The 17,905-nt window shown below is 72.2% G+C and carries 17 protein-coding genes; 10 read left to right on the plus strand and 7 right to left on the minus strand.

Annotated elements, in window-relative coordinates; genetic code table 11:
* Positions 1-43: 43 nt before the first annotated feature.
* Entirely contained in the window at positions 44-550 is a 507-nt protein-coding gene (locus AC3ET3_RS22350) for a DUF2563 family protein (protein WP_435612764.1), read from the minus strand.
* Between the two features lie 276 nt (positions 551-826).
* Complete coding sequence (locus AC3ET3_RS22355; protein ID WP_432134763.1) at positions 827-1,216, minus strand: DUF192 domain-containing protein; 390 nt, start codon at positions 1,214-1,216, stop codon at positions 827-829.
* 105 nt (positions 1,217-1,321) lie between these two features.
* Here AC3ET3_RS22355 and AC3ET3_RS22360 point away from each other — a divergent pair, with 105 nt between their 5' ends.
* The 6 genes from AC3ET3_RS22360 to AC3ET3_RS22385 all read left to right on the plus strand — a co-directional run bounded on the left by AC3ET3_RS22360 (position 1,322) and on the right by AC3ET3_RS22385 (position 9,225).
* Positions 1,322-2,335, plus strand: a complete 1,014-nt coding sequence (locus tag AC3ET3_RS22360; protein ID WP_435612765.1) for an LLM class flavin-dependent oxidoreductase — start codon at positions 1,322-1,324, stop codon at positions 2,333-2,335.
* Positions 2,336-2,341: 6 nt separating this feature from the next.
* Positions 2,342-3,145: a methyltransferase domain-containing protein gene (locus AC3ET3_RS22365; protein WP_435612766.1), complete on the plus strand. Its 804-nt coding sequence runs from the start codon at positions 2,342-2,344 to the stop codon at positions 3,143-3,145.
* Between the two features lie 944 nt (positions 3,146-4,089).
* A complete protein-coding gene (locus AC3ET3_RS22370; RefSeq protein WP_432134766.1) occupies positions 4,090-4,863 on the plus strand; it encodes an isoprenyl transferase in 774 nt (257 codons plus the stop codon).
* 375 nt (positions 4,864-5,238) lie between these two features.
* Positions 5,239-6,564: an RNA 5'-3' helicase PhoH2 gene (gene phoH2 / locus AC3ET3_RS22375; RefSeq protein WP_432134767.1), complete on the plus strand. Its 1,326-nt coding sequence runs from the start codon at positions 5,239-5,241 to the stop codon at positions 6,562-6,564.
* Between the two features lie 398 nt (positions 6,565-6,962).
* Positions 6,963-7,646 carry an aggregation-promoting factor C-terminal-like domain-containing protein gene (locus tag AC3ET3_RS22380; protein ID WP_435612767.1) on the plus strand — a complete coding sequence of 228 codons (684 nt, stop codon included), beginning with the start codon at positions 6,963-6,965 and terminating at the stop codon, positions 7,644-7,646.
* 148 nt (positions 7,647-7,794) lie between these two features.
* Entirely contained in the window at positions 7,795-9,225 is a 1,431-nt protein-coding gene (locus tag AC3ET3_RS22385) for an AI-2E family transporter (RefSeq protein WP_435612768.1), read from the plus strand.
* A gap of 25 nt (positions 9,226-9,250) precedes the next feature.
* On the opposite strand, the gene AC3ET3_RS22390 is transcribed toward AC3ET3_RS22385, so the two are convergent.
* Together AC3ET3_RS22390 and AC3ET3_RS22395 are read right to left on the minus strand one after the other, a co-directional pair.
* On the minus strand, positions 9,251-9,790 hold the full coding sequence (locus AC3ET3_RS22390; protein ID WP_432134770.1) for an alkyl hydroperoxide reductase: 540 nt from the start codon (positions 9,788-9,790) through the stop codon (positions 9,251-9,253).
* Positions 9,791-9,793: 3 nt separating this feature from the next.
* Entirely contained in the window at positions 9,794-10,348 is a 555-nt protein-coding gene (locus AC3ET3_RS22395) for a peroxiredoxin (RefSeq protein ID WP_432134771.1), read from the minus strand.
* A gap of 133 nt (positions 10,349-10,481) precedes the next feature.
* Between AC3ET3_RS22395 and AC3ET3_RS22400 the strand changes: the two genes are divergently transcribed.
* The 4 genes from AC3ET3_RS22400 to AC3ET3_RS22415 all read left to right on the plus strand — a co-directional run bounded on the left by AC3ET3_RS22400 (position 10,482) and on the right by AC3ET3_RS22415 (position 14,197).
* Entirely contained in the window at positions 10,482-11,498 is a 1,017-nt protein-coding gene (locus AC3ET3_RS22400; protein ID WP_432134772.1) for a LysR substrate-binding domain-containing protein, read from the plus strand.
* A gap of 187 nt (positions 11,499-11,685) precedes the next feature.
* A complete protein-coding gene (locus tag AC3ET3_RS22405) occupies positions 11,686-13,371 on the plus strand; it encodes a hypothetical protein (RefSeq protein ID WP_435612769.1) in 1,686 nt (561 codons plus the stop codon).
* Between the two features lie 13 nt (positions 13,372-13,384).
* Positions 13,385-13,765 carry a roadblock/LC7 domain-containing protein gene (locus AC3ET3_RS22410; protein WP_432134774.1) on the plus strand — a complete coding sequence of 127 codons (381 nt, stop codon included), beginning with the start codon at positions 13,385-13,387 and terminating at the stop codon, positions 13,763-13,765.
* A 3-nt stretch (positions 13,766-13,768) separates the two neighbouring features.
* Complete coding sequence (locus AC3ET3_RS22415) at positions 13,769-14,197, plus strand: hypothetical protein (protein ID WP_432134775.1); 429 nt, start codon at positions 13,769-13,771, stop codon at positions 14,195-14,197.
* Between the two features lie 71 nt (positions 14,198-14,268).
* Here the strand turns inward: AC3ET3_RS22415 and AC3ET3_RS22420 are convergent, their stop codons facing one another.
* The 3 genes from AC3ET3_RS22420 to AC3ET3_RS22430 are packed head-to-tail and all read right to left on the minus strand — an operon-like array spanning position 14,269 to position 17,809.
* Positions 14,269-16,599: an ABC transporter permease gene (locus AC3ET3_RS22420; RefSeq protein ID WP_432134776.1), complete on the minus strand. Its 2,331-nt coding sequence runs from the start codon at positions 16,597-16,599 to the stop codon at positions 14,269-14,271.
* Complete coding sequence (locus AC3ET3_RS22425; protein WP_432134777.1) at positions 16,596-17,285, minus strand: ABC transporter ATP-binding protein; 690 nt, start codon at positions 17,283-17,285, stop codon at positions 16,596-16,598. The genes AC3ET3_RS22420 and AC3ET3_RS22425 overlap by 4 nt, the downstream gene beginning before the upstream one ends.
* Positions 17,282-17,809 carry a PadR family transcriptional regulator gene (locus tag AC3ET3_RS22430; RefSeq protein WP_432134778.1) on the minus strand — a complete coding sequence of 176 codons (528 nt, stop codon included), beginning with the start codon at positions 17,807-17,809 and terminating at the stop codon, positions 17,282-17,284. Before AC3ET3_RS22430 ends, AC3ET3_RS22425 begins: the two co-directional genes overlap by 4 nt.
* Positions 17,810-17,905: the final 96 nt, after the last annotated feature.

A 17,905-nucleotide genomic window follows, 5' to 3' on the forward strand; every position in this document is an offset into this window, starting at 1 on the left:
GTCTCGAACGGGGTGGAGCCGGTCCCGGGGGTGTTGCCCGTCATCAGATGGTGCCTCCCGCTTCGTTGCCGGTTCCGTTCGTCGTGCCGCTCTCGCCGGTTCCGCCGGCCTCCTCACCGGTCTGAGCGCCGGTACCCGTGTGGGTGTCCGACGGGGTGCCCGGGGTGTGGGTGCCGCCGTAGTGGGCCGTCGTCTCGGCGCTGATCGCGGCCATGCGGTCCCGGACGTCCAGGTCGATGTTCTCGTAGCCCTTGTGCGAGGCCAGGACGGCGATGCTCATGCCCTCCATGCAGTCAGAGAGCAGCTTGGAGAGGTTCTCCAGCTCGGTGATCACCGTCTCGTACGCCCCGTAGAGGCCGGCCGCCTCCGCCCACGCGCCGTCGCCGCCCCCGAACTCGGCGCGAACCAACTGGTCCTGGGCCACCTTGCCGGGGCCCGCCGGTGAACCCTTGAGGTCGCGGATGAGTTCGTCGACGCGGCGGCGGAAGTCCGTGAAGGAGGACAGCTCGGCGGCCAGGTCGGCCCGCGCGTCCTTCGCGAAGTCGAACACGGACGACACCCACGACGTCGACGTCGGGTTCGAACCCGAACCGTCTTCGCTCGGCAACACAGCACATCCTCCCCGTACGGCCCGAATGGTCAGGCTGAAACCCGTAGCCGCTGCGGAAACTCTAACCACCGCCGCTGACATGCCTGTTCGCGGCGTCGCGGAGGTGAACGGGATCACGTCAGGTGCCCGGAACCATTCCAGTGACGGGCGCGCCGCATTGCATGAGCATCCGTACTCAGACTCGCCCCCTTCCCTCCCATCGACTCCACCCTCCGCTCAGGAGCCCGGGTGCACCGACACCCGGACGCCCGCCCGCAGGTCCCAGCCCGCCATCGCCCCCGCCTCCGCCTCCAGCACGTGCCGGGCGCGCGGGCGCGGCAGGCCGAGGCGGTTGGGGCGCATGGTGCGTACGGCGAGGACGCGCAGGGTGCGGTCCAGGTACGCCACGTCGATCGGCATGCGCATGCCGAAGGTGTGGACGCCGGACGCGGGGGACAGCAGCATCGCGCCGGTCAGGGAGTCCCGCCCCAGCAGCCCCCTCGTACGGGCACGGTACGAGGTGGCGAACTCCAGGGGGACGCGGAGGTCCTCGGCGTCGTCGCCGGGCACCGGCACCCGCAGCGTCCCGCCGCCGTCCGGCCAGCGTTCTCGTCGTACCGTCGCCACCGGCCGCCTCCCACCTTCCTGACCAGCCCTCCCCTCCGATCTGCCAATTGGGCCGTTCCGTTAAACGAGTTGTCCCGGTCGTCGGCGTCTGGATAGGAAGCCCTCATGACTTCCATCGGCGCCATCTTCCGGCCACAGCTGCCTCCCGAGCGGCTGCGGGACATCGCCCGGCTCGTCGACGACGCGGGACTGGACGAGCTGTGGCTGTGGGAGGACTGCTTCCGGCAGGGCGGCATCTCGTCCGCCGCCGCCGTGCTGGCGTGGACCGAGCGGGTGCGGGTCGGCGTGGGACTGCTGCCCGTGCCGCTGCGTAACGTCGCCGTCACCGCCATGGAGGCCGCGACCCTGCACCGCATGTTCCCCGGGCGGGCCCGGATCGGGGTCGGGCACGGCGTGCAGGACTGGATGGGGCAGGCCGGGGCGCGTGTCGACTCGCCGGTGACGCTGCTGCGGGAGTACACGGTGGCCTTGCGGGCGCTGCTGAACGGGGAGCGGGTCACCGTCAAGGGGCGGTACGTCCGGCTCGACGACGTCGGGCTCGACTGGCCGCCGACCGGGAGCGGGGCGGCGCCGGCCGAGGTGCTCGTCGGTGCCGTCGGGGAACGTACGGTCCGGCTGTCCGGGGAGGTCGCCGACGGCACCGTGCTCAACGAGTCCGCCTCACCCGAGCGGGTGCGGGAGGTCCGGCGGATCGTCGAGCGGGAGCGAGCGGCAGCCGGGCGGAACGGCGCACGGAACGGCACACGGAACGGCGACGGTAACCGCGAAGGGCATGGTGAGGGGACCGGTCGGCGGATCGGCCGGAGCGACGGCGAGGGGGCCGACCAGGGGACCCGCCACGGCAGCGCCACGCGGCCGCACCAGATCGTCGTCTATCTCTTCGCCGCCACCGGGGAGGGCGCCGCCGAGCGGCTGCGCGGGGAACTCATCGCCACCGGACTCGACTCCGTTCCGGGGCTCGGCGTCGCCGGTGACGCCGAGACGGTCGCCGCTGCGGTACGGCGCTTCGCCGACGCCGGCGCCGACAGCGTCGTACTCCTCCCCACCGCTGATGAGCCCGACCCCGAGGGGTTCCTCCGGTTCGTGGCCGAGGACGTACGTCCCCTCGCCGCGAGCTGAGGACCTGTGAACGGCAGCGTCAACGACCGCGGCGGCGACGATTACGAGGCCCTCGTCGCCGAAGGCGCCTCCGTGCCGACCGACGGGTGGGACTTCTCCTGGTTCGAGGGCCGGGCCACCGAGGCGCGGCCCTCCTGGGGGTACGCGGTGTCCCTGGCAGGGCGGCTGGCGGAGGCCGCCGCCGTGCTCGATCTCGACACCGGGGGAGGGGAGGCCCTGGACTTCGCCCTCGCGCGGGCCGCGCCCCGGGCGCCGGGGCTCGCCGTCGCCACCGAGGGCTGGCCGCCCAACGTGGCCGGGGCCACCGCGCTGCTGCGCCCGCGCGGGGTGGCGGTGGTCGCGGTCGCCGACGACGCGCCGCTGCCCTTCGCCGACGGTACGTTCGACCTCGTCGTCAGTCGGCATCCGGTGCGGCCCCGGTGGGCCGAGATCGCCCGGGTGCTCGCGCCCGGCGGGACGTACTTCGCGCAGCACGTCGGGCCGAGCAGCGTCTTCGAGCTCGTCGAGTACTTCCTCGGGCCGCAGCCGGACGAGGTCCGCGAGGGCAGGCATCCCGACCGGGAGCGCGCGGACGCGGAGGCGGCCGGGCTGGAGGTCGTCGACCTGAGGGCGGAGCGGCTGCGGATGGAGTTCCGCGACATCGGTGCGGTGGTGCACTTCCTGCGCAAGGTGGTGTGGATGGTGCCGGGGTTCACGGTGGAGGCGTACGAGCCTCGGCTGCGCGCCCTGCACGAGCGGATCAGGAGCGAGGGTGCCTTCGTCGCCCATAGCGCCCGGCACCTGATCGAGGCCCGCCGCCCGGCCCGGTAAGCCGCGCCCCGTGCGCTGCCCGTCGCCCGGACACCCGCCGCCCGCCGCCCGGCCCGGGTAAGCCGCGCCCCCGTGCCCTGCCCGCCGCCCGCCCCACCCGCCGCGCGTCGCCGTGCCCGGTGAGCCGCCCTCTGCCCGTTCCCCAAGCCGCGCCCCGACCGCCGCCCCCGTGCCCCGCCCCACTCGCAGTCCCGTGCCCGCCCCACTCGCCGCGCCCGTGCCCCGCCCGCCCTGCCCGCCGTCCCGTGTCCCGCCCTGCCCGGTGAGCCGCCCTCTAGCACCCCCATGCCGGAAATGGCCGGAAGTCCCTCCGCAAGGTGTCCACATCGTTATCAGAAATCCCTCGCGTCACACGTAAGTCTCACGTAAGTTCAGACCAAGGCAATTCGCGTAAGCAAAGCTGCGCGGGCGTCACCGCGCAGTGGAGGGGGCTGCGCGGTGGCGTGCGCGTCAAGCGGGCGTTCGCGCCTCGGGTAGCCCATCGGAGGGACGTCCCTCAAACCTCCGAAATCACCCCCGTTTCCTCCGTTCGGCCTGGGAATCCGCCGACTTTCGGCCATCCGTACCCCAGGAACGACCCCTATCGGGCCCCTTATCGCGTCGCCGGGCGACTCCGGAGAGTAGTTGTGACCCGCCGATGCACGCAGCATCACTTACGAAGGGTTATGGTGGAAACCCCCCCTCGGGCCGGTCCGTCTCCCCCCCACGGACCGGCCCGTTTTTTGTGCGCACCGACCGGCGCCCGTCCCTCCGCCCAGTCGGCCCCTCCCCCCGGCCGACCCCGGTCCTGTCCCTCCGCCCGCAGCAGCCGCCCCCATCCGCCCGCCCCACCCCCGCCTCAAGGCGCCCGCCCCGCCCCCCGCCTCAAGGCGCCCGCCCCGCCCCCGGCGGGGTAGGCTGCGCCCCTGCGGGGACCGCATCCGCACCGGAGGGGTGGCAATCACGTGAACCTGCGCGACAAGCTGCGCGGCCTGCTGGTCAGGCTCTACGCACGCCGGGTGGAAGGCCACCTGGACCACGCTCAGGTGCCCAAGCACATCGGCGTCATCATGGACGGCAACCGCCGCTGGGCTAAGGCCGCCGGCTCCTCCACCGTGCACGGCCACCGCGCCGGCGCCGACAAGATCGAGGAGTTCCTCGGCTGGTGCAGTGAGACCGACGTCGAGGTCGTCACCCTCTGGCTGCTGTCCACGGACAACTTCGACCGGCCGCAGGACGAACTCGGTCCGCTTCTCGGCATCATCGAGGACGTCGTGCGCACCCTCGCCGCCGACGGCCGCTGGCGCGTGCACCACGTCGGCACCCTGGACATCCTCCCGGCCGGAATGCAGCGCACACTGAAGGAGGCCGAGGAGACCACCGCGCACATCGCCGGGATAACGGTCAACGTCGCCATCGGCTACGGCGGCCGGCAGGAGATCGCCGACGCCGTGCGGTCCATGCTCCTGGACGCCCACGAGAAGGGCACCTCGATGGAGGACCTCGCCGAGACGGTGGACGTCGAGATGATCGGCCGCCACCTCTACACCGGCGCCCAGCCCGACCCGGACCTCGTCATCCGCACCAGCGGTGAGCAGCGGCTCTCCGGTTTCATGCTGTGGCAGACCGCGCACTCCGAGTACTACTTCTGCGAGGTCTTCTGGCCGGCCTTCCGCAAGGTCGACTTCCTGCGCGCGATGCGCGACTACGCGGCCCGCCACCGCCGCTTCGGCGGCTGAAGCGGCTGAAGCGGCCCGACCGGACCGCGCGCCGGACACACGCGCGTCCCCCTGGCGCCCCCGGGGAAACCCTCCGCGTACCCCATTCCCCACGGATGTAACAAGGAGTTCACCGGCCTGCCGTGACAAGCGTCGGCATGGCGGCGCGTGTTCGAGGGCATAAGGCAAGCAGGTCGATGCCCGAACCACGGGTGTCGGATCCTCAGCGGGCGGCACGGGGTCGTCCGCCCGGGAGGCCCTTTGCACCAGCCGGAACGTGCGGTCAGCACGGACGCAGCGGAGGGCCGGTCGCCGGCCCGCGGTGCAGCGGGGCCGGAGACCGGTCCAGTCACTCCTCGTCGCTCCCCGACCTCATCCGAGGGGGTACGTCCTTCCGTGGTGACCAGCACAAAGCGCCACAAGCCAGACCGGCGCACCTACGTTCTCGACACCAGCGTCCTGCTGGCCGACCCGAACGCCCTGAGCCGCTTCGACGAGCACGAGGTCGTGCTCCCCATCGTCGTGGTCACGGAGCTGGAGGCCAAGCGGCACCATCCCGAACTCGGGTACTTCGCCCGGCAGGCACTGCGCCTGCTGGACGATTACCGGGTGCGGTACGGACGCCTCGACGCCCCCATCCCGATCGGGGACCTGGGCGGGACGGTCCGTGTCGAGCTCAACCACTCGGACCCCGGCGTGCTGCCCACCGGCTACCGCCTGGGGGACAACGACTCACGCATCCTCGCGGTGGCCCGCAATCTGCAGGCCGAGGGGTTCGACGTCACCGTCGTCTCGAAGGACCTGCCGCTCCGGATCAAGGCCTCCTCCGTCGGTCTCCTCGCCGAGGAGTACCGCGCCGAACTCGCCATCACGGAGAACTCCGGATGGACCGGGATGTCCGAACTGACGCTGCCCGGCGAACAGGTGGACATCCTCTTCGAGGAGGGACACCTCCACGTCCCCGAGGCCGCCGACCTGCCCGTGCACACCGGCCTGACCATCCAGTCGGAGCGCGGCAAGGCGCTCGGCCGCGTCACCCCCGAGGGGAACATCCGGCTCGTGCGCGGCGACCGTGAGGCCTTCGGCATCAAGGGGCGAAGCGCCGAGCAGCGGATCGCGCTGGACCTGCTGCTCGATCCGGACGTCGGGATCGTCTCCATGGGCGGCCGGGCCGGCACCGGCAAGTCGGCGCTGGCGCTGTGCGCGGGTCTGGAGGCGGTGCTGGAGCGCAGGCAGCACCAGAAGGTGATGGTCTTCCGGCCGCTGTACGCCGTCGGCGGGCAGGAGCTCGGCTATCTGCCGGGCTCCGAGGCGGAGAAGATGAGCCCCTGGGCGCAGGCCGTCTTCGACACGCTGTCCGCGGTCACCTCGCGCGAGGTCATCGAGGAGGTCACCGCCCGCGGGATGCTGGAGGTGCTCCCGCTGACCCACATCCGCGGCCGCTCCCTGCACGACGCGTTCGTGATCGTCGACGAGGCCCAGTCGCTGGAACGGAACGTCCTGCTGACCGTGTTGTCCCGGATCGGCGCCAACTCGCGGGTGGTACTCACCCATGACGTGGCACAGCGGGACAATCTGCGCGTTGGGCGCTATGACGGTGTCGTGGCCGTCGTGGAGAAGCTGAAGGGGCACCCGCTCTTCGCGCATGTCACCCTGACCCGGTCCGAGAGGTCCCAGATCGCCGCACTCGTGACCGAGATGCTGGAGGAGAACAGCGGCTGACCCTTCGGGTGAGCCGGTCGGCGCCGCCCCGCAAAGGCCGAGAGCCTAGCGGGGCGGCGTCGTCGTACGGGGGCGTTCGGCGAAATCTCCGGGCCCAAACCAGATGTGACCTTTAACACGCAGCACAGAATTGCCTCGCGGCGCCGGGTTACGGCAGAGTCTCAATCCTGTCAGGCCCCGCATACGACACGGCTGTACCCCCAGCGGTACGGCACCACAGCAGGACTCATCAACTCCATAACGCCGTCGTATGCCGCCCGAGCACCAAGCGGCGCTTCCGTCAAGGGAGTCGTCCACCGGGCCCGCGCCTCCGTGACCCCGTAGTTGGGAGGCCAGCGCCAGGGGCACGATTGCGTCCGCCAGGGTCACCGAGGCGGGCGATGCTGGAAGGAAACCGTGTGAGCCGGATCTCGGTCCGGGGATTCGCAGTGGCCTCGGCCACGGCGGTCACCGCTGTCGGAAGCGTCGTCGGCGTTGCGTCGGGCAGTGTCGCCCAGAGCAACGACGCGGAGGCGACGGCGAGTGACGCGACCCTGCTCGCGGACATACCCGTCGGTGAACAGGCCCAGGTGCAGACCGCCTCCCTGACGCAGCAGGCCAACTTCCAGGCCATCGCGGCGGACGAGTCCGCCAAGAAGGACGCGGAGGAAGCGGCCCGCAAGGCCGCCGCCGAGACCGCCGTCGCGAAGAAGGAAGCGGCGGAGAAAGCCGAGAAGGCGGCGAAGGCGCGCGAGGAGGCCAAGCTCAAGGCCAGCCGCAGCGCCGGTGACTTCCCCGTCCAGAGCTCCTACACGGTCGCCCAGATCCAGGCGATGGCCCGCTCCATGGTGCCCAGCGGGCAGTTCCAGTGCTTCAGCAACATCGTGGACCACGAGTCCAGCTGGAACTACCACGCGGTGAACCCCTCCTCCGGCGCCTACGGCCTCTTCCAGGCGCTGCCCGCCGGCAAGTACGCGAGCGCCGGAGCGGACTGGCAGAGCAACCCGGCCACCCAGATCAAGTGGGGGCTGAACTACATGAACAGCCGCTACGGCAGCCCCTGCGACGCCTGGTCCTTCTGGCAGGCCAACCACTGGTACTAGGCCCTCGCGGCATCCGCCCGGTTCCCGGGCCCGCTCAACCCTCCGCAGCCCCTCCCCGTCCTAGGGTGAGGGGCTGCGGCCCTGTACGGTCGTACACCGACGACTCCTGGGGGGAGCGGTGGGGAGAGACGGGGGAAAGGGACGGATCATGTCGCGAGTGCCAGGGTGGCTCGGCCGGCTCGGAGCCGGGCTGACGCGGATGGGCAGGCAACTCGACGAGCGCCGCGCCGAGGTCGAACGGGAACACGCCGAACCGGAGCCGCCCCCGCCGCCCGCCGACCCCCGGCCCACCGTGGTGCTGCCCCCCGTTCCCCGCCCCGACCCGGCCCAGGCGGTGCCCTGGGGCGTCCGGGTGGCCGCCGAGGCCGGCTGGCGGCTGCTGGTGCTCGCGGGCACCGTCTGGGTGCTGATGCGGATCATCAGCGCCGTACAGCTGGTGGTGCTCGCCTTCGTGGTCGCGCTGCTGCTGACCGCCCTGCTGGAGCCCACCGTGACCCGGCTGCGGCGGCGCGGGGTGCCGCGGGGGCTGGCGACCGCGTTCACCGCGTTCCTCGGGTTCGTCGTCATCGGACTGCTCGGCTGGTTCGTGACCTGGCAGGTCATGGAGAACATCGACGACCTCTCCGACCAGGTCCAGGACGGCATCGACGACCTGCGCCGCTGGCTGCTCGACAGCCCCCTCCACGTCACCGACAAGCAGATCAACGGCATCGCCAAGAACCTGCGGGAGGCGATCGGGGCCAACACCGACCAGATCACCTCGGCCGGGCTGGAGGGCGTCCAGGTCGTCGTCGAGGCCCTGACCGGCATCCTGCTGGCCTTCTTCTCGACCCTCTTCCTGCTCTACGACGGCAAGCGCATCTGGGAGTGGTCCCTGAAGCTGGTCCCCGCCGCCGCGCGCCCGGGCGTCGCCGGCGCCGGTCCGCGCGCCTGGGCCACGCTCACCGCGTACGTACGCGGCACGGTCATCGTCGCCCTCATCGACGCCGTGTTCATCGGTATCGGCATCTACTTCCTCGATGTGCCGATGGCCGTCCCGCTCGCCGTGTTCATCTTCCTGTTCTCCTTCATCCCGCTGGTCGGCGCCGTCGCCTCGGGCGCGCTGGCGGTGGTGGTGGCGCTGGTGACGCAGGGCGTGTTCACCGCCGTGATGACGCTGGCGGTGGTGCTGGCGGTGCAGCAGATCGAGGGGCACATCCTGCAGCCGTTCATCCTCGGCCGCGCGGTGCGGGTGCATCCGCTGGCGGTGGTGCTCACGGTCGCCACGGGCGGCATGGTGGCCGGCATCGGCGGCGCGGTGGTGGCGGTGCCGCTGGTCGCGGTCACCAACACGGTGGTCGGCTATCTGGCGGCGTACGCCCGGGAACGCGCCCACGAGGAGCACGCGGTGCTCGCCGGTACCGCCGAGCTGTCCCCGGCCGCGGCGCTCGGCGGCGAGGCCGGTCAGCCCGGTCAGCCCGGTGAGGCCGAACGTGCCGGTCAGGCCGGTCAGGCCGGTCAGGCCGGTCCGGCCGGTCGGAGCGGCGCGGCCCCCGGCGAGGCGCCCGGAAACGCGGAGAACCCCGCCCACGAGGAGTGAGCGGGGTCCGCGGAGCGAAGGGCGACTACTCGACCTCGGCCAGCACGGCGTCGGCCTCCAGCGTGGCGCCCACCGCCTGGATCACCGAGGCGATCTTGAACGCCTCCTGGATCACCTCACGGTCGACACCGGCCTTGCGCAGCACCTGCTCGTGCGAGTCCAGGCACATGCCGCAGCCGTTGATCGCGGACACCGCGAACGACCACAGCTCGAAGTCGACCTTGTCGACGCCGGGGTTGCCGATGACGTTCATCCGCAGACCGGCGCGCAGGGTGCCGTACTCGTGGTCCGACAGCAGGTGCCGGGTGCGGTAGAAGACGTTGTTCATCGCCATGACCGCGGCGGCCGACTTGGCGGCCGTGTACGCCTCCGGCTTCAGGTTCGCCTTGGCCTCCGGCGCCAGCTCGCGCAGGACGAGAGGGGAGCGCGAGGCGATCGCGGTCGCCAGCACCGTGCCCCACAGCTGCTGCGCGGGCAGGTCGGAGTTGCCGATGACCGAGCCCAGGTTGAGCTTGAGGTCCTTGGCGTAGTCCGGTACGCGGGACTTCAGCGAGTCGAGGGACATGACTCACTCACCGGCCAGCAGCTTGACCGGGTCGAGGGTGTCCTCGCCCTTGGTCCAGTTGCACGGGCACAGCTCGTCGGTCTGCAGGGCGTCCAGGACCCGCAGGACCTCCTTGGGGTTACGGCCCACGGAGCCGGCGGTCACCATGGTGAACTGGATCTCGTTGTTCGGGTCGACGATGAAGACGGCGCGCTGCGCGAAGCCGTCCTCGCCCTCGATGCCGAGCGCGCGCATCAGCTCGTGCCGGGAGTCGGCCAGCATCGGGAAGGGCAGGTCACGCAGGTCGTCGTGGTCCTTGCGCCAGGCGTGGTGGACGAACTCCGAGTCACCGGAGAAGCCGAGGATCTGGGCGTCCCGGTCGGCGAACTCCTCGTTCAGCTTGCCGAAGGCCGCGATCTCGGTCGGGCACACGAAGGTGAAGTCCTTGGGCCACGCGAAGACGACCTTCCACTTGCCCTCGTAGGTCTTGTGGTCGATCTGCTCGAACTCCTTGCCCTTCTCCAGCGAGACGCAGGCGGTCAGTTCGAACTCGGGGAACTTGTCACCGACAGTGAGCACTAGCTCTCCTTGCAGCGAAGAAGCATCCGGATAGCGGACGCTTCCCATGGGTTGGACACCGCTGATCGTGACACAGGGCGGATTGATCCAGGAAATAGCTACACTCGGTCGAGTTGATCGGAGGTAGTTATCAGTGACCGTTGGTAGTACGAACGCCGGTAAGAAGCGCCCGCCCAGTCTCGCCCAGCTCCGCGCCTTCGCCGCCGTCGCCGAGCACCTCCACTTCCGCGACGCCGCCGCGGCCATCGGCATGAGTCAGCCCGCCCTGTCCGGCGCGGTCTCCGCGCTGGAGGAGGCCCTCGGGGTGACCCTCCTCGAACGTACGACCCGCAAGGTGCTGCTCTCGCCCGCCGGTGAGCGGCTCGCCGTGCGCGCCAAGGCGGTGCTGGACGAGGTCGGCAGACTCCTGGAGGAAGCGGAGGCGGTACGGGCGCCCTTCACCGGGGCCCTGCGGCTCGGCGTGATCCCGACCGTCGCGCCGTACCTGCTGCCCACCGTGCTGCGCCTGGTACACGAACGCTATCCGCATCTCGACCTCCAGGTGCACGAGGAGCAGACCGCCAGCCTCCTCGACGGGCTGCACACCGGCCGCCTCGACCTGCTGCTGCTCGCGGTCCCCCTGGGTGTGCCCGGGGTTACCGAACTTCCGCTGTTCGACGAGGACTTCGTGCTGCTCACGCCTCTCGATCACTGGCTCGGCGGCCGGGAGGGCATCCCCCGGGAGGCGCTCAAGGAACTCGATCTCCTCCTTCTCGACGAAGGGCACTGCCTGCGCGACCAGGCGCTCGACATCTGCCGGGAGGCGGGGCAGGGGTTCAAGGGGGCGGGGCGAAGCCCCTCGGGGGAGGGCGGCGGTGGGAGACGGGTGGGCGCGCCGGTGACGACTACCGCCGCCGGGCTGTCCACGCTGGTGCAGTTGGTGGCCGGGGGGCTCGGCTGCACGCTGCTGCCGCGTACCGCGCTGCGGCTGGAGACCGCGCGCAGCAGCCAGTTGCTGACCGGCTCCTTCGCCGAGCCCGCGCCCACCCGCCGGATCGCCCTCGCGATGCGCGCCGGGGCCGCGCGGGAGGCTGAGTACGCGGAACTCGCCGACGCGTTGCGCGAGGCGCTGCGGCCGCTGCCCGTACGGGTGCTCGACAGCGACGCCTGAAGTCCCCCAGTCGTTCAAATGGGCGTCGAACAAAGCCCATGTGAACATCACAGAAGTCCAAGTTCCGCCAACTCGGGGCAGGGTGGGACGTAAACCGCTTTCGTCCCCCACACGGCTGATACACATACCCCCCTCAGAGCTACACGTCAGGCGCGTGTGCGAAGGGCCAAGGGGAGTGATGTCGGGGTTGGCAGCCGCACTGGGCGCGTGCGGGCGTGACGGGTTCACCGGGGTACTGCGGGTGTCCGGCGCACCCGGCGGCGTCTTCCACCTGCGCGGCGGGCTCGTCGTCGCCGTCGAGTCGCCGGGTGCGCCCGGGGCGGACGCGCTGCTGCTGCGGTCCGGGCGGATCCAGGGCGAGGAGTGGGCCGGGCTGGTGCGCGAGGCGGGCGGGGCCCGCTGGCCGGCCGACGGGATCGTCACCCACGGGTACGCGGGGGCGGCGCAGCTGCGGGTGGTGTGCGCGATGGCGCTGCGGGACGCCGTGTTCGCGGTCGTCGCCGGCCGGGTCGACGCACTCGAACGCGGGCCCGCGGCCGGTCCGCCGCCCGCCGCCGTCCCCGTCGGGGAACCGCCCCAGCGGCTGCTGCAGGAGGCCGGGCGCCGGCTCGCTGCCCTGGCCGCGCTGCCCTGTCCGGTACGGCCGGACCGGGAGCGCCCGGTGCCCGCGCCGCTGTCGTACACCGGGGAGTGCCTCAGCGCCGAGCGGCGTGAGCTGCTCGCCCACGCGGATGGGCGGCGTACCGCCCGTGACCTGGCGTTCCGCACCGGGCGCGGGGTGTACGCGGTCACCGTGGAGGTGGCCCGGATGCTCGGCGAGGGCCTGCTGGAGTGCCTGGAGAACCCCTGGCCGATCCCCGTCCACCTCCCGGCCGGCAAGGACCTCTCCGTGCGCCGACCGGCCCCCGCCGCTCGCCCCGGCACCGGTCCGGCTCCGGCGACCCGTTCCTCCGGCGTCGCGGTGGACGGTTCTTCCGACGGTGCGGTGGACGTTTCTTCCGCCGGTGCGGCTGCCGAGGACGGGGCCCGGGGTGCGGCCCGGGGCCCGTTCAGGGGCGAGGGCGGGGCCGTGGGGGAGGGGGACGGTGTGGGCTTCGGCGGTGCGGTCGCCGGGCGTGGCACTCGGGGTGAGTCCCCCTGCGGAGGCGGAACCGTCGGCGGTGCGGTCGTCGGCGGTGCGGCCTCGGGCGCGGTGGCCTCCGGACGGGGGACCGGCCGCGAGGACTCCCCGGGGCGCGGTCACCGCAGCCGGGCAGATTCCCGTGGGACCGGCCCGGCCGGTGCGGCGGGTGGCGGCGGGAGCGAGCGGCTCGTGCTCGGAATGGATGCCGGCGTGGCACCGCCGGGGGACGGGCTCTCCGGGGTGCCGGTGGCGGCCCGGTCGGCTCCCGCGCCGGGGCGCCCCTTCGATCCACCGCCCCCCGTGCTACCGGCGCCCGCCACCCGGTCGGCTTTCCCCGCCCCCGCATACGAACCCGCACCCGCACCCGCGCAGGCCGCCGCGCTGGAACCCGCGCCGTCCCGGCGCCCGCCCGCCGACCGACCGGCACCCCCGCCGCCCCCGCTCGCGCCCGGCGCTCCGCCAACGCCCGCCCTGCCCCCGCCCGGCGCCCCGCCGACCCCCACACCGCCCGCGCCCGGCGCCCCACCCCCGCCCGGCACACCGCCCGCGCCCCCGTGCGGCGGCACGCCGCCCGAGTCTCCGTGCGGCGCCGGCGGGGCGGAGGCGACGGAGCAAGAGTCTTTGCCGGTGTCCCCCAGAGGACCGGGCGGGCCCTTCGAACCTCCCGAGCTGCCCCGGCGCAGGCCGTTCTTCCGGCTGCGGGCGGGGGCGGGGCCGAGTGACGTATCCGCTGATGAACACAGGAAATAGGAGAGTTGCAGCCATGGACCACCAAGCCCTCGCGCGGGAGATGCGCGGTCTGCGCGAGCAGGTGACCGGGATCACCGACACCGCCGTCGCGGCGGCGGACGGACTGCTCATCGCCGCCGACACCGCCGACTCCATCGACCCGGAGGGCCTCGCCGCCCTCGCCGCGGCCGGACTCGGACTCGCCCGCCGCACCGCCGCGGCCACCGACCGCGGCGCCCTGCACCGGACGGTCACCTACGGCAGCCACGGCTGCGCCGCCTTCTACGCGCTCGGCGACACCGCGCTGATGGTCGTACTCGGCGACGAGGGCCTGGACCTCGACCGGCTGCACACCGCAAGCCTGCCCGCACTGGACCGCATCGGCGCGATCCTGACGACCCCCCAAGGAGTCTGAACCATGGCCACGAAACGGATGACTACGAGCTTTTCCGACCAGGTGATGGGCCTGGTCAAGTCCCTGCGCTCGGAAGCCCCGGACTGCGTCGCCGCCGGCGTGGTCGACATGGCCACCGGGATGCTGCTCTCGTACGAGACCGTCGACAACCACCCGCCGGAGGTGCTGGACCTGCTGGCGGGCGCCACCCTCGACCTGTTCCAGGGCCGCACGGTGGTGATGATCGAGGACGTCTTCAAGGAGCGCCGCGGGATCAGCAACGACACCCACTTCTTCCAGGAGATCCTGGTCAACAGCGAGAACCTCACCCACCTGTTCCTGCGCCTGACGGAGCAGCAGGACGTGGTGGCGGTCGTCGTCTGCCGCAAGTCGGTGAACGTGGGCATGCTGTTCGCCCAGGCGCGGCGGGTGGTGAAGGAGTACAGCCTGTAGACGCGGACCGGGCCCCCTCCCCGCCGGTCGGTTCCGGCGGGGAGGGGGCCCGGTGTCCGGTGGCCCGGGTCCTACTCGGTGCGCAGCCCGTCCGGCCGGAGCAGCCGCAGCAGCGGCGGCAGGCTGAACAGCGTCACCCCGAGCACGACCCCCGCGCCGATCCCGGTCATCGACACCACGCTCCACCAGTCGAGGATCACCGGCGTGTCCGTCATGCCCAGCAGCAGCGCGCCCAGCGCCACCCCCACGAGCGAGGCGAGCAGCAGGCCGAGCGCGATCGGGATCGCCGTCTGCCACAGCACCGACAGGCCCAGGGTCCGGCGCCGGGTGCCGAAGGCGACCAGGGACGACAGCAGCTTGCGCCGCTCCCGCAGCTGCTCCAGCTGGGACACCAGCAGGCTCGCGCCGATCAGCGTCAGCACACACGAGGCGCCGACCAGCAGCCCCGTACGGATGGAGGCGAACCGGTTGGACTCCTGGGTCGCCGACCACACCGACTGCGAGCTCATCGGGTTGACCTGCGCGGCCGTGTTGCGCGCGTACTCGAACGCGTCGGGCACGGACTCGTCGATCGACAGGTACAGCTGTCCGCTGACCGCCTCGGAGACGTCGTCCGGCAGGGCGGACGGGGTGAGCAGGAACCCGCCGCGCCGGATGCCGTTCATGTCGGCTGCGGACTGCGCGTGCTTGACGTTCGCCGGCACCTTCCAGGTGAGGTCCGGGCCGTTCTCGTCGTCGGGGCTGAAGTGCAGGGTGGCCCCCGCCTTCGCCATCTGCGGGCCGTCCGTGTCGTACTCGGCGCCGTCCAGGACGAACACGTCGCCGTCCCGGCACGACGGGAGCTTCGCCAGCTCCCGCAGGTCCGCGCAGGTGCCCACGGAGAGCGGGGCGCTGAGTTCCGTGCCCTCGCCCGTCCAGGCGGTGTTGGCGACGTATCCCTCGGACAGGCTGATGACCCGCCGCACGCCCCGGGTGTCGGCGAACCGGTCCGCGGCCTCGGACAGCGCCATGCTCTTCGGCACCTGTACGTCCATCTGGGTCCGCGAGACGTCCTTGCCGGTGTTCTTGGTGTAGTCGCCCTCGACGCCGGCGAACAGCATCTGCAGGGCGACCGCGCCGGCGACGGCCACCGCGATGCCGTTGACCATCCGGGCCGCCGTGCCGCTGCTCAACTGCAGTCGCCGTACCGCGAGTTGCCACGACAGGGCGCCCGCGCCGAGCCGGGCGACGACGGTCTCCACCAGCCAGGGCAGCAGCGCGGTCACCCCGACGAGCAGCAGCAGGACACCGCTCACCACCTGGTACTCGTTGAAGTTCCCGTTCTCGCGGCCCTGGCCGAGCATCGGCGCGAGCAGGCCGAGGCCCGCCAGCGGCAGCAGCAGCCGCCACCACAGCCGGCGCCGCGTCGGCTTGGCCGTGCGCACCACGCCGAGCGGTTCGATCACCACGCCGCGCAGCGCGAGCAGCGTGACCAGCACGGCGGCCGCCGGGACGGCGACGGCGACCAGCACGGCCAGCGCCGGCGAGGGGTTGAGATAGCTGGGGAACACGCTGATCCCGAACACCTCGACGGAGCCCGCCACCTGACGGCCGAGCAGGAAGAAGCCGAGGCCGACGACCAGCCCGAGCAGCGCCCCGGCGAGCGCCTCGCCGGCCGCGATCCGCCGGGTCATCCGCCCGTCGGAGCCCACCAGCCGCAGCGCCGCCAGCCGGCGGTCGCGCCGCTCGCCGCCGATCCGTACCGCGGCCGCGACGAACACCGCGACCGGCATCAGCAGCACGACCAGCACGACCAGGTTGAGCAGCACCAGCACCGGGTCGGTGCGCTCCTCGGACGGCTGCGCCTCGCCGAACCGGTTCAGCCGCACCACCCAGGCGCCGCCGGCCCGCTCCTCCAGCTTCTCGCCGCCCGCGTAGTAGGCCAGCTCCCGCGAGCCGACCAGCCCGGCCTCCTTGATCGTGCCGGTGATCCGGTACGGCAGCCGCTCCCGCAGCAGCCGGGCCCCGTCGGACTCCAGCAGCTCCTTGAGCGCGGGGGAGACGACCATCTCGTCCGCGGCCGGGAACGCGTCGACGCCCGGCGGCAGCGGGGCCCGCGGCCCCATGGGCTCCAGCAGCCGCCCCCGTATGTCCTTGTTGCGGAACGAGGTGTCGGTGTGGGCCACGACGACCGTGTCGTCGGTGCGGGAGACGGTCTCGCCGGAGCCGAAGTCCATCCGGGCCTGTTCGCGGTCGTGCCGGACCGACAGCGCGGTGGGCAGCGCGGTCGACAGCAGCAGCAGCGCCACACCGAGTCCCACGCCGACGGCGGTCAGCGTCAGCCGGACCCAGCCCTCGCGCCCGCCGGAGACCGCGAACCGCAGGCCCAGGCGGAGGTCGCGGCCCCATGCGCGCGGGTTCATACGGCCCGCTCCATGTCCCGCGACCTGCCGTCCCGTACGACGATCTCGCGGTCGGAGTAGGCCGCCACCCGGGCCTCGTGGGTGACCAGGACGACGGCCGCGTTGGTGGTGCGGGCCGCGTCGGTGAGGAGTTCCATGACGCGTTCGCCGTTGAGCGAGTCGAGCGCGCCGGTGGGCTCGTCCGCGAACACCACGCGGGGGCTGGTGACCAGCGCCCGCGCGACCGCGACCCGCTGGCCCTGGCCGCCGGAGACCTCGCCGGGCCGCTTCCGGCTGAGGTCGTCGACCTCCAGCCGCTCCATCCAGGTGAGCGCGGTGCGCTCGGCGGCCTTGCGTGAAGTGCCGTTCAGCCGCAGCGGCAGGGCGACGTTCTCCACGCAGGTCAGTTCGGGCACCAGCTGCCCGAACTGGAAGACGAACCCGAACTCGCTGCGCCGCAGCGAGCTGCGCTCGGCGTCGCTCATCGTGGCCATCTCGCGTCCGTCGTACATGATCGACCCGGAGTCGGGTGTCACGATGCCGGCGAGGCAGTGCAGCAGCGTCGACTTGCCCGAGCCGGAGGGGCCCATGACGGCGACGACCTCGCCGGGGTGGATGGAGAACCCGGCGCCGTCCAGGGCGAGCGTCGGACCGTAGGCCTTGCGCAGATCCTGCGCCGTGAGCAGGGAACCGGCGGGAGCTATCACTGGGCCGTCACCGCCTCGCGGAGCCGGTCGAGCCTGGCGGCGGTCAGCTCCAGCCAGCGCAGGTCGGCCTCCAGGTGGAACAGGGCGTGGTCGCAGATCAGCTGGTCGGCGAGGTCGCCCTTGCGCTTGCGGTCGGTCAGGATCCGCATGCTGCGCAGGTGCTCCGAGCGCTGGGTGTCGAGGATGTCGGCGGCGTCGCGGTGGGTGAGCAGGGCGAGGACGACCTTGGTGTACAGGGTCGACTGCAGGTACGGCTCGGGCTGCTCCGGCGTGGCGAGCCACCGTTCGACGTCGGTGATCCCGGCGTCGGTGATCGCGTACCGCTTGCGCTCGGGCCCGCCGCCCGGCTCGATGCCCTCGACCTCGACGAGGCCGTGCTTCAGCAGCCGGGACATCGTCGAGTAGACCTGGCCGTAGTGCAGCGGCCGGTCGTGACCGAACTTCGCGTCGAAGGCCCGCTTGAGGTCGTAACCGTGGCGGGGTCCGGACTCCAGGAGTCCGAGAAGGGTGTGACCGATGGACATGGCGAGGACTCTACACAGCGTGTATACCCGGTGCGTATACACCGGGTGTGGACTCCCTCGCGGAGCGTGCGGGCAACCGCTCTCTCAGTCGTGGAG

The sequence above is a fragment of the Streptomyces sp. bgisy159 genome, from assembly GCF_057707805.1.

Bases quoted from the DNA above. Each gene is read 5' to 3' on its own strand.
- AC3ET3_RS22415 (WP_432134775.1), top strand. From the start codon at position 13,769: ATGGCCACGAAACGGATGACTACGAGCTTTTCCGACCAGGTGATGGGC.
- AC3ET3_RS22390 (WP_432134770.1), bottom strand. From the start codon at position 9,790: ATGTCCCTCGACTCGCTGAAGTCCCGCGTACCGGACTACGCCAAGGAC.
- AC3ET3_RS22410 (WP_432134774.1), top strand. From the start codon at position 13,385: ATGGACCACCAAGCCCTCGCGCGGGAGATGCGCGGTCTGCGCGAGCAG.
- AC3ET3_RS22420 (WP_432134776.1), bottom strand. From the start codon at position 16,599: ATGAACCCGCGCGCATGGGGCCGCGACCTCCGCCTGGGCCTGCGGTTC.
- AC3ET3_RS22360 (WP_435612765.1), top strand. From the start codon at position 1,322: ATGACTTCCATCGGCGCCATCTTCCGGCCACAGCTGCCTCCCGAGCGG.
- AC3ET3_RS22430 (WP_432134778.1), bottom strand. From the start codon at position 17,809: ATGTCCATCGGTCACACCCTTCTCGGACTCCTGGAGTCCGGACCCCGC.
- AC3ET3_RS22385 (WP_435612768.1), top strand. From the start codon at position 7,795: ATGTCGCGAGTGCCAGGGTGGCTCGGCCGGCTCGGAGCCGGGCTGACG.